Source organism: Niastella yeongjuensis, from assembly GCF_900110245.1.
Taxonomy (GTDB): domain Bacteria; phylum Bacteroidota; class Bacteroidia; order Chitinophagales; family Chitinophagaceae; genus Niastella; species Niastella yeongjuensis.
This window is the reverse complement of record NZ_FOCZ01000004.1, coordinates 387010-399057: the sequence shown is the minus strand read 5'-3', so window position 1 is coordinate 399057 and position 12048 is coordinate 387010. Positions and strand designations below refer to the sequence as shown.

Sequence of the window (12048 nt, the reverse complement as noted above, 5' to 3'; positions counted from 1 at the left end):
GCGTTCATTTCGCAGTTAGATATTTTAGGTTACGCAAAATGTTAGTCCCCCGACTTGTCGGGGGACTTTAACACAAATAATCGGCAGTTATGTTTTTAGCAATTCGCCCCATACATACGGCTAATTTTGTAAACGTTTTCATAAAACCGTTCTTTATTGGCAGCCTGCTGCTGATGACAAGTACGGGTTACTCCCAGAAAGATAAAAAGCCCCAGCCTCCGCCTCCCTTATCAAATGTAAAAGGTAAACTCGCCTATGTTGCCGATTCACTGGGCAACCGGGTTCCCGATTTCTCTTATAGTGGTTATATGGGTGGCAATAACGCCATTCCCGATGCACCGGTTAAAGTAGTAGTGCCCATAAAAGCAGGCGATGCTACCATTCGCATCCAGGCTGCGCTCGATTATGTAGCCAGCTTACCCCTCGATAAAAATAATATTCGCGGCGCCGTTTTGTTACTGCCAGGCCAATACGAAGTGGCCGGACAGTTGATCATTCGCGCATCCGGTGTGGTATTACGCGGCAGCGGATTTGGCGATAACGGAACTGTTTTAAAAGGGACCGGTAAAGACCGGCAGACCCTGATAGCCATAGCCGGTAAAAACGACCGGCAACTCAACACAGAAATCAAGCTTACTGATAAATATATTCCTGTTAACAGTGTTACTGTTAACGTAGCTGCTCCTAATAATTTCAAGGCAGGGGATAAGGTGGTCATTCATCGCCCTTCTACCCAAAACTGGATAAACGAGCTGCACACCAATCATTTTGGCGGCGGCATTACTGCATTGGGCTGGAAACCCGGTCAGCGTGATCTGTATTGGGACCGTACCGTTGTTTCGGTAAATAATGGTTCCGTTCAACTGGATGCGCCATTGACCACTGCGCTCGATGAGCAATACGGCGGCGGGTTGATCGCTTCCTACAACTGGAACGGCCGCATACAACAGGCAGGAGTGGAGAACCTTCGCCTGGTATCTGAGTATGATACCAATAATCCAAAAGATGAAGCGCATCGCTGGATGGCCATCGGTATTGAGAATACAATTGATGCGTGGGTACGCCAGGTTGTGTTCGAACATTTTGCCGGTTCTGCCGTGTTTATACCTGAAACCAGTAACCGCATTACAGTAGAAGATTGTAAATCGCTGGCCCCCGTTTCAGAAATTGGCGGTCATCGTCGTAATACCTTTTATACCGCTGGTCAACAGGTATTGTTCCAGCGTTTGTATGCCGAGTATGGCAATCATGATTTTGCCACTGGTTTTTGTGCAGCTGGTCCCAATGCTTTTGTACAATGTCAATCGTACCGCCCTAATGGATTCAGCGGTGGTTTAGACAGTTGGTCTGCCGGGGTGTTGTTTGATATGGTGACTGTAGATGGTCAACCCATCAGCTTTTTGAACCGTGGTCAGGATGGCAATGGCGCCGGCTGGAACATTGCCAACAGTGTTTTCTGGAATTGCTCAGCCGCCCGCATCGATTGTTATCAGCCGCCTACTGCACAGAACTGGTCATTTGGCAGCTGGGCGCAGTTTTCGGGCGATGGCTATTGGGCAGAATCGAACAACACCATCGAGCCCCGCAGTTTGTATTATGCGCAATTGAAAGAAAGATTAAATACAGATCTTACCGGCAGAATGCAGTTGCTGTTGATTGAATCAGACGCCACCAGCAGCCCTACTGTAGCGCAGGCTGCCGCGTTAACTGCCCTGTCGAAAGATCCGCAGCCTACAGTAAAAGACTTCATCGATGGCGCCGGCAAACGCCAGCCCATCCCAACAGTAGCAACTGGTGTTAAAACGATCGACGAGATCGGGTTTAAACAACCTGTAGCTGTGGTGAACGGTCCGGCCATGCATGTGCAGAACAGCTGGCTGGTACGTGGTAACAATGTACTGACCGGCAGCCGCTCCGAATCACCCTGGTGGAATGGCAGCGCCCGCCGGTACGCAATGGCGAACCCTAAAGATGCGATCACCCGCTTTATACCCGGTGAAACCGCCAAAGGCCTTACCACAGACCTGAGCGAGATGACCGATGAGATGAAGGCCACGCACGAAGTAGCCTTTGAACAAAATTATGCTTTGTGGTATGAGCGTCGCCGTGATGACCACGAACGCATCCGCCGTATGGATGGCGATGTATGGACGCCCTTCTACGAATTGCCATTCTCCCGCAGTGGTAAAGACACTGCCTGGGATGGACTGAGCAAATACGATCTTACCAAATACAATTACTGGTACTGGAACCGCCTGAAACAATTTGCTGATCTCGCCGATCAGAAAGGGCTGGTACTGGTTCATCAGAACTTCTTCCAGCATAACATTATTGAAGCCGGTGCCCACTATGTAGATTTCCCTTTCCGCCCGGTGAACAACATAAACAATACCGGGTTGCCTGAACCAGTTCCATTCGCTGGCGACAAACGCGTTTTCATGGCTGAACAGTTTTATGATGTAACCCATCCTGTTCGCCGCGAACTGTTGCGCGCCTACATTCGCCAGTGTTTGAACAACTTCGCTAACAACAATGGCGTAATACAACTGACCGGTGCTGAATTTACCGGCCCGCTGCATTTTGTACAGTTCTGGGTAGATGTGGTGAAAGAATGGGAAAAGGAAACCGGTAAGAAACAACTGATCGGCTTAAGCACTACCAAAGATGTACAGGATGCCATTTTAGCCGATGCTGACCGCGCAGCTGCGATCGATATCATCGATATCCGCTACTGGCATTATCAGCAGGATGGTTCGGCTTATGCGCCTCCGGGCGGACAAAGCCTGGCACCCCGTCAGCAGGCCCGTCAGTTCAAACCTAAAAAGACTTCTTTTGAGCAGGTATACCGGGCAGTTAGGGAATACCGCGAAAAATTTGCCGGTAAAGCAGTGATCTACTCCGGTGATAGTTATGACAATTTGGGTTGGGCCGTGTTCATGGCTGGTGGTTCGCTGGCAAATATCCCGGCAATAGCAGATGCGGGTTTTGTGGGCGCAGCCGCTGCAATGAAACCGGTTGATGGCCCATCAAAGGAACAATATACTTTGGCGAATACAGGCAACGGCTATATCGTATACAGTAATGGCAGCGATGTACAGGTTGACCTTGCCAATGCGCCAGGCAACTATAAAGTAAAATGGTTCGATGCCGCCAAAGGACAGGTAATAGGAAAAGAAGAGAAGGCAAAAGGCGGGAAAGTAGTTACCTTGAAAAACGCCCAATCCGGTGCTGTAGTGGCCTGGATCAGGAAAGGATAATAGAACATAATTAAACAGCAGTATAGAAACCGTTATGTATAAAGTCTTTTCGCTCGTATTAATGGCTGCAATGGCAGTGGCAGGTAATGTTAAACAGCAGGCAGCAGCCGCTGAAAAACGTCCCATAGAGCCGCTGCAACCATTAAAAGTATCGCCCAATGGCCGCTATTTTATGACAGCCGATGGCAAACCCTTCTTTTGGTTGGCGGATACCGATTGGTTGTTGTTTTCAAAACTGAAACGTGAAGAAGCGATCAAACTGTTGGACGACCGTCAGCAAAAAGGCTTTAACGTAGTACAGGTTATGCTGCTGCATACCGCTAAAGTGGTAAACGTATATGGCGATACCGCTGTAAGAAAAGGCAACGTAAGCAAACCCATCACCACACCGGGCGATAACCCCGATGATGCGGCGCAATACGATTATTGGGACCATGTAGATTTTGTGGTAAAGGCAGCTGCTGAAAGAGGTATTTATGTAGCGATGGTACCGGTTTGGGGCAGCGTGGTAAAAGAAGGACATGTGAGCCCGGCCCAGGCAAAACAATATGCAGCGTTTTTAGCTGACCGGTATAAATCACAAACCAATGTGATCTGGATGAATGGCGGTGATATCAAAGGCACAGATTCAATAGCCGTTTGGAAAACGATTGGCCGTACCCTGCATGAAAAGGATCCCGGTCATTTGATAACTTTCCATCCGCGTGGCCGCACCACTTCTTCCATCTGGTTTCACAATGAGCCCTGGATGCAGTTCAATGTTTTTCAAAGTGGCCATCGCCGCTATAACCAGGATACCAGCAAAGGCGATCTGCATTTTGGGGAAGACAACTGGAAGTATGTAGCCATGGATTATGTAAAAAAGCCGGCGAAACCTACTTTCGATGCGGAACCTTCTTATGAAGAGATCCCCCAGGGTTTACACGATTCCCTGGAGAAAAGATGGTCAGCTGCCGATGTAAGAAGATATGGTTACTGGTCGGTATTTGCCGGCGCCTGTGGATATACCTATGGCGATAACGCCGTAATGCAAATGCACCGCCCAGGCGATAAAGACCACAATTACGGCGTATTCAATAACTGGTATGATGCAATAGCGGCGCCTGGCTCCGGACAAATGCAATACTTAAAAGACCTGATGCTGTCGAGATCATCATATTTCGACCGGGTGCCTGATCAGTCCCTGGTTGCCGGAACGGTAGGGGTTAAGTACAATCGTATTCTGGCCACCCGTGGCAATAACTATGCGTTGTTTTATACCTGCAACGGCCGCAACTTCTCTGTAAAGATGGATAAACTGACCGGAAAAACGATCAAGGCATCGTGGTTCAGTCCAAGAGATGGTAAGTACACTGAGATCGGTTCTTTTGAAAACAAAGGCGTTCATGAATTTGATGCACCGGGTGATACAAAAGAAGGAAACGATTGGGTACTGGTTTTAGATTTCTAAGTTCAAAGTTTAAAGTTCAAAGTTTTCAGTCCTTTAAACTTTAAACCTTCAACTGTATATCATGCGAAACTTATTATATATAGCTTGTTTATTCCTGGCAGCCTGTTCTTCACACAGGCCGGTATACCTCTTTACCTCCTTCCACGAACCTGCCGCTGACGGGTTGCGGTTGTTGTATAGCTATGATGGCTATAAATGGACAGACGTAGGCCGCACCTTTGTAAAACCTGAAGTAGGTTCCAAAGTAATGCGTGATCCCTCCATTGCAAAAGGTGCAGATGGAGAATACCGCCTGGTATGGACAAGCGGTTGGAAGAATGACAAGGGATTTGGATATGCCCATTCAAAAGACCTGATCCATTGGTCAACACCGGAGTTTATACCTGTTATGGAAAAGGACTCCAACGTGGTAAATGTATGGGCGCCGGAGATCTTTTTTGATGATGAAAACAACCAGTTCATCATTGTATGGGCTTCTACCATTCCATTCCGTTTTCCCAAAGGCGAAGAAGCAGAAGACAATAACCACCGCCTGTACTACACGGTTACAAAAGACTTTAAAACCTTTTCTCCTTCTGCATTATACCTCGATCCAAAGTTCAGTGTGATCGACGCCGAGATCGTAAAAAGAGCACCTAAGGATTATGTGCTGGTGTTGAAAGACAATACCCGCCCCATGCGCAATATAAAAGTGGCTTTTGGCAATACTCCATTAGGCCCCTGGAACAATATTTCCGCCCCCTTTACACAACATTTAACCGAAGGCCCTTCTGTGGCCCATGTGGGAAAGGACTGGTTGATCTATTTCGACTCGTACGGTGATAAAAAATACGAAGCCGTTAAAACAACGGATTTTATACATTTTGATTCAGCAACCGTATCGGTTCCGGAAGGTCACAAACACGGGACGATCTTTATGACCAGCAGAGAGGAATTGAAGAAGTTGTTGGATGCGAAGTAGAAAAGTTTAAAGTTGAAAGTTTAAAGTTTCACGATAATGATGATTAGCATGAACAAGATACTAGTAATAGGAACATTGTTAATAGGAAGTATGCAACAGGCTGCTGCCCAGGATACCGTTCGCTATGTTGGTACTACTTTGTCGAATGTAGATTACCACCATGGTCAGTTATCACCGGCAGTAGGGGTGCACAATGTGCAGGTAATGCGGGCCAATCGGGATATAAAAGATTCTACTACCGGTTTTGGCTGGACGTATAATCACCAGCCTTTGATCACGTACTGGAACAATACCTGGTACCTGGAATACCTGAGCAATCCGGTGGGAGAGCACGTGCCACCCGGTCAATCCCTGTTGATGACGTCTAAAGACGGGTATCACTGGACGGCACCAAAGATCTCGTTCCCCATTTATAAAGTACCCGATGGTACTACCAAAGAAGATTACAAAGATTCAGTAGCCCATAACCTGTCAGCAGTAATGCACCAGCGCATGGGTTTTTATAATTCAACCAAAAACCGGTTACTGTTACTCGGGTTTTATGGCATTGTACTGGGGCCGCATGATGATCCCAATGATGGCAATGGCATTGGCCGCGTAGTACGCGAAATAAATAAAGATGGCAGCCTGGGCCCCATCTATTTTATTCGCTACAACCATGCGTTCAATGAAAAGAACACCAGCTATCCCTTCTATGAAAAAAGCAAGGACAAAGGATTTGTGGAAGCCTGTAAGGAATTGCTGAGCAACAACCTGATGGTACAGCAGTGGAGTGAAGAGGCCGATCGCAATGATCCATTGATCGCTTTGCACAACGATAATTACAAAGCATTTAATTTTTATACCCTGCCCGATGGAAGAACGGTTGGGCTGTGGAAACTGGCGTTGACCTCCATCAGTGCCGATAAAGGAAAATCCTGGTTGTATAACCCGGTACGCGCCCCTCATTTCGTAAACAGCAATGCCAAGATCTGGGGACAACGCACTTCCGATGGTAAATATGTAACGGTATACAATCCATCAGAGTTCCGGTGGCCGCTGGCCCTGTCGGTAAGTGATGATGGTTTGAACTATAAGAACCTGTTGCTGGTAAATGGCGAGATCACTTCCCTGCGTTATGGCGGTGCTTACAAAAGTTACGGCCCGCAATATACGCGTGGGCTGGAAGCAGGCGCCGTATCACCCGATGGCAATTGCTGGGTTACGTACAGCATGAACAAGGAAGACATCTGGGTGGCGAGCATTCCTGTACCGGTGAAGGATAAAGTGGATACGGATGTGAACGATGATTTCACCACCTTACCCGCCGCCAGTGCATTAAAAGAATGGAATATATACAGTCCCATGTGGGCGCCGGTAGCCATAGAGAAAGCGCCGGATGGCACCCAGGTACTGTCGTTGAAGGATAAAGATCCTTTTGATTTTGGAAAGGCCGAACACGTATTGCCAGCCGCAAAAAGAATGACGGCAACGTTTACGGTAGTGCCACAACAAAATGATCATGGTAACCTGCAAATCGAGTTTCAGGATGCCAAAGGCAACGCAGGCATCAGAATGGTATTCGACTCAACAGGCACTTTGTATGTAAAGGCTGGCTATAGAAACAGAAGCATCATGAAATACGAGGCAGGAAAACAATATGAAGTTACCGTGTCCTTAAACACAAATGCCCGTTTTTATACCGTATCCGTGAATGGAAAGGAGAGTGGCAACCAGATCTTTTTTGCCCCTCTGGAAAATGTACAACGACTGGTTTTCAGAACCGGCGACATACGCCGTTTCCCCGATGCCGATACCCCAACAGATCAGATGTATGATCTGCCGAACCCTGGCGCACAGGCTCAGCCAGCAGCATATTTGATCAAGTCAGTAAAAACGAAAAAAGTACAATAGTGAGTGATGAATAGTGAGTAGTGAGTGGGCTCGCGAACGCTCGGCATGCATAAAAATCGGGAACTCACTCACTACTCACTACTCACTACTGACAACTCACTAACAGCTTGAAATGAAAAAACAATGACTAGAAGAATAAACATATTATTAATACTGATTGTCTGTTGCGCTGGCGGCGTTTTTGCTCAAAAGAGCACGAAAAGCAGCGCTGTTTTGAAAGCAGACGATTTCCGTCACTATGTAGACTATTTCAATAAAATGGAAGACGAGAATATTGCGCAGGCTATTCCCAATGCACAGGCATGGGACTGGCTGAAAGTAAATGTTCCGTTGTTTGAGTGTCCGCAACACAATTTTGAGGAAATGTGGTATTACCGCTGGTGGACGTTGCGCAAACACATCAAACAAACTCCATTAGGGTTTGCGATCACCGAGTTTCTGGTGCCCCGTTCCTATGCAGACAAGTACAACCTCATTGGAAGCGCTCTGGGACATCATATTTATGAAGCCCGCTGGCTGCGCGACAGCAAGTACCTGAATGAAGATTTTCAGATCTGGTACCGGGGCAATGAAGGCAAACCTATGAACAGGTTACATACGTTCAGCAGCTGGAACATTTATGCCCTGTACAACCGGTACCTGGTAAATGGCGACAGCAGCTGGTTGCTGAATATGCTGCCTGATTTTGAAACGGATTATGCCCGCTGGGAAACGGAAAAACGGATGCCCAACGGCCTCTTCTGGCAAACAGATGTAAAGGATGGCATGGAAGAAACCATCAGCGGCGGCAGAAAAGAAAAGAACTACCGGCCCACCATCAACAGCTATATGTATGGCAATGCCATCGCATTGGCCACCATGGAAACCATGGCCGGCAACAAAGCCAAAGCCAGTCTGTATACGGCTAAAGCAGATACCCTTAAAAAGCTGATCCAGAATTTACTCTGGAACCCGGTAGATACCTTCTTTGAAACCCGCAAACAAACTGACACTCTTGCCCATGTGCGGGAAGAAATTGGTTTTATTCCCTGGTATTTTAATTTGCCCGATGCAGGGTATGAAAATGCCTGGAAGAAAGTAGCAGAGGAGAAAACGTTCAATGCGCCCTTTGGCATCACTACGGCCGACAGAAGTGATCCACGGTTCCGTAAACGGGGTTGCTGCGCCTGTGAGTGGGATGGGGCAGTATGGCCTTATGCTACCTCACAAACCATGACTGCCATGGCCAACTTAATGAATAATTATCAGCAGTCGGTTGTGAACGATTCGGTGTATTTTCGCCTGATGGAGACGTATGTGGAATCACAGTACCGCCGCGGCCGTCCGTACATAGGCGAATACCTCGATGAAACACACGGGTATTGGTTGAAAGACGATCAGGAACGCAGCCGGTATTACAACCACTCCACGTTCAACGATCTGGTGATAACCGGGCTAATGGGTTTACGGCCACGCAACGATAATAAAATAGAAGTAAATCCGTTGATCCCCGAAAATAAATGGAACTGGTTTTGTCTCGACAATGTAGCGTACCATGGTAAACTGGTGACCATCATCTGGGACAAAGACGGAACAAAATATAAAAAAGGCAAAGGGCTGAGTGTTTGGGTGAATGGAAAGAAAGTAGTGTCAGCTGAACATTTACAAAAAGTAACCGGAAATCTTGAATAGCTACGATGGAAATGAAACCGACTATAAAAACTAAATTATTCAAAGTACTGGCTTTGGCTTGCAGCTTGCAGCTTATAGCTTTCAGCGCAGCAAACGCTCAGTCAACTGAAATCCAGTATCTGTCAGGGACTGGAAGTGATAAGACGGTGAACTGGCAGTTCTTTTGTACGGCCGGTCGCAATTCTGGTAAATGGACAACCATTGCGGTGCCCAGTAACTGGGAACAGCAGGGGTTTGGAAAATATAACTACGGACACGATAAGGATTCTGTTCGCGGTAAAGAACAGGGTTTATATAAGTACAATTTCAACGTACCCGCCAACTGGCAGGGCAAAACCATCAAAATAACTTTTGAAGGTTCCATGACCGATACCGAAGTAAAGATCAACGGTAAATCGGCCGGAGCAACCCATCAGGGATCTTTTTACAGTTTCTCTTATGATATTACCAGGCTGTTGAATTTTGGTAAAAAGAACCTGCTGGAAGTAACCGTGAGCAAACATTCAGCCAATGAATCGGTGAACTGGGCAGAACGCCATGGTGATTACTGGATCTTTGGCGGCATCTACAGACCCGTGTTTTTGCAGGCATTGCCAGTTGAGCACGTGGAGCAGGTAGCTGTAGATGGAAAAGCAACCGGTGCTTTTACTGCAAAAGTAAAAGTAGCAGCCGTTGCACAGGCCGATGAAGTAAGTGCCCAACTGTTTACCATGGATGGTAAAAAAGTAGGCGAGGCCTTTTCTTCAAAAATAAAATCAGGCGATACCGTAGCTACTTTGCAAACGTCTGTAGCTTCTCCCGCTTTATGGACACCTGAGTTTCCCAACCGCTACAAAGTGCAATTCACCTTGCTGGCCAAAGGAAAACCGGTTCACACCCTGCAGGAGAAATTCGGTTTCCGTACCATTGACGTACGCGAGCGCGATGGCATTTACCTGAATGGAATAAAAATAAAATTCAAAGGGGTATGCCGGCACTCGTTCTGGCCTACCACCGCCCGGGCGATGAACGAAACCCGCAGCCTGGAAGATGTGCTGATGATGAAAGACATGAACATGAACGCAGTGCGGATGTCGCATTATCCGCCCGATGCACACTTCCTGAATACCTGCGATTCATTGGGTTTAATGGTGCTTGACGAACTGTGCGGCTGGCACAAAGCCTATGATACCCAGGTGGGCAGCAAACTGGCGCAGGAAATGATCGTGCATGATGTTAATCACCCCTCTATTGTTATTTGGGACAATGGCAATGAAGGTGGCAGCAACGCCGAGCTGGATCATTGGTTCGATGAGCTGGATATTCAACACCGTCCGCTGATCCATCCCTGGCAGGTGTTCCGTCAGTTCGATACCCAACACTATATCAATTACGATTACGGTAATGAAACCCACCTGCATGGTCACCAGATCGTATTCCCTACAGAATTTCTGCATGGTTTATATGATGGTGGTTTAGGCGCCGGACTGGAAGATTACTGGGAACTGATGTGGCATCATCCCCGTTCAGCCGGTGGTTTCCTGTGGGTGTTTGCCGATGAGGGCGTAGCCAGAAAAGACAAAAACGACAGCATCGACAATGATGGCAACCACGCACCTGATGGTATTGTTGGTCCCTTCCACGAAAAAGAAGGCAGCTATTATACCATTAAAGAAGTATGGGCGCCCGTTCATTTCGAATTAAAAGATATTACTCCTGCTTTCAATGGACAACTCAATGTAGAGAACAGGTATTTCTTCACCAACCTGAATCAGTGCCGCTTTACGTATAAACTGGCTTCCCTGCAAAATGGCAGCAAAGACAGTGTTGTGGGAACTGTAAATGTTCCGAATATTACACCTGGTACAAGTGGTACCATTACCTGCAACCTGCCTGCCAACTGGCAACAGTACAGCGCATTGTATGTAACCGCATACGATGTGACCGGTCATGAAATATATACCTGGAGCTGGCCAATAAAACTGCCTGCTGCGGTAGCAAAGAATATTATTAAGTTAGAAGGCAACGCTGCTGTTAACGTGTCGGAAAAAGATTCGTTGATCATCGCTACTGCCGGTGATGTAACCATTTCGTTCAATAAAAGAACCGGGTTGTTACAAACCGTGCAAAACGGCAAAGGCGTCCTTCCTTTAAGCAATGGTCCATTATTATGTGAAGGGGAAACCGGCTTTGTAAAATGGAATACCCGTAAGGAAGGAAACAACCAGATCATTGCAGCCGAGTTTCAGAAGAAAAGTCTTTGCCAGTTGCTGGAGTGGACCATCTTCCCTTCAGGCTGGGTGAAAATGCAGGTGAAATATTTTCCGAAAGAATATGAAACCTCATTGGTAGGTATCAACTTCTCATTTCCTGAGAGCATAGTGAAATCAGTGCAATGGATGGGTAATGGACCCTACCGTGTTTGGAAGAACCGGATGAAAGGCGGTACGTTGAATATCTGGAACAAAGACTATAACAATACCGCAACCGGTGAAGGCAAACTGATCTATCCTGAATTCAAAGGATATTTCTCGAACCTGTACTGGATGAAGTTGAATACCACCGGACAACCACTGACTGTAGTGTGTACCAATGAAGATGTGTTTTTACGGTTGTTCACGCCGAAGTTTTCGGATCCAGCATTTAATACCGCACCTGTATTTCCCGGTGGCGATCTGTCGTTCATGCATGGCATTTCACCCATTGGTACCAAATCGCAGAAAGCGGAGAACATGGGCCCCATGGGGAGAAAGCATATGTTCTATGATTATGGCAAGGACCCGATGTATGCAAAAGACATAACCCTATTCTTTGACTTCTCAGGAAAGGATTAAAAA

6 protein-coding genes are annotated in these 12048 nt (G+C 47.0%); all 6 read left to right on the top strand.

Annotated elements, in window-relative coordinates:
• The first annotated feature begins 89 nt into the window (after positions 1–89).
• The 6 genes from BMX95_RS12970 (at position 90) to BMX95_RS12945 (ending at position 12045) form a co-directional block, all read left to right on the top strand.
• Positions 90–3257, top strand: a complete 3168-nt coding sequence (locus tag BMX95_RS12970; protein ID WP_081204788.1) for a DUF6298 domain-containing protein — start codon at positions 90–92, stop codon at positions 3255–3257.
• A 34-nt stretch (positions 3258–3291) separates the two neighbouring features.
• Positions 3292–4707 carry a glycoside hydrolase family 140 protein gene (locus BMX95_RS12965; protein ID WP_090519399.1) on the top strand — a complete coding sequence of 472 codons (1416 nt, stop codon included), beginning with the start codon at positions 3292–3294 and terminating at the stop codon, positions 4705–4707.
• A 61-nt stretch (positions 4708–4768) separates the two neighbouring features.
• Entirely contained in the window at positions 4769–5668 is a 900-nt protein-coding gene (locus BMX95_RS12960) for a glycoside hydrolase family 43 protein (protein WP_081204789.1), read from the top strand.
• A gap of 48 nt (positions 5669–5716) precedes the next feature.
• Positions 5717–7561: a sialidase/neuraminidase family protein gene (locus BMX95_RS12955; protein WP_081204933.1), complete on the top strand. Its 1845-nt coding sequence runs from the start codon at positions 5717–5719 to the stop codon at positions 7559–7561.
• Between the two features lie 123 nt (positions 7562–7684).
• The gene (locus tag BMX95_RS12950; protein WP_081204790.1) at positions 7685–9232 is read left to right on the top strand and encodes an MGH1-like glycoside hydrolase domain-containing protein; all 1548 of its coding nucleotides are present in this window, start codon (positions 7685–7687) and stop codon (positions 9230–9232) included.
• Positions 9233–9243: 11 nt separating this feature from the next.
• On the top strand, positions 9244–12045 hold the full coding sequence (locus BMX95_RS12945) for a glycoside hydrolase family 2 protein (protein ID WP_244898100.1): 2802 nt from the start codon (positions 9244–9246) through the stop codon (positions 12043–12045).
• The last annotated feature ends 3 nt before the right edge of the window (positions 12046–12048 follow it).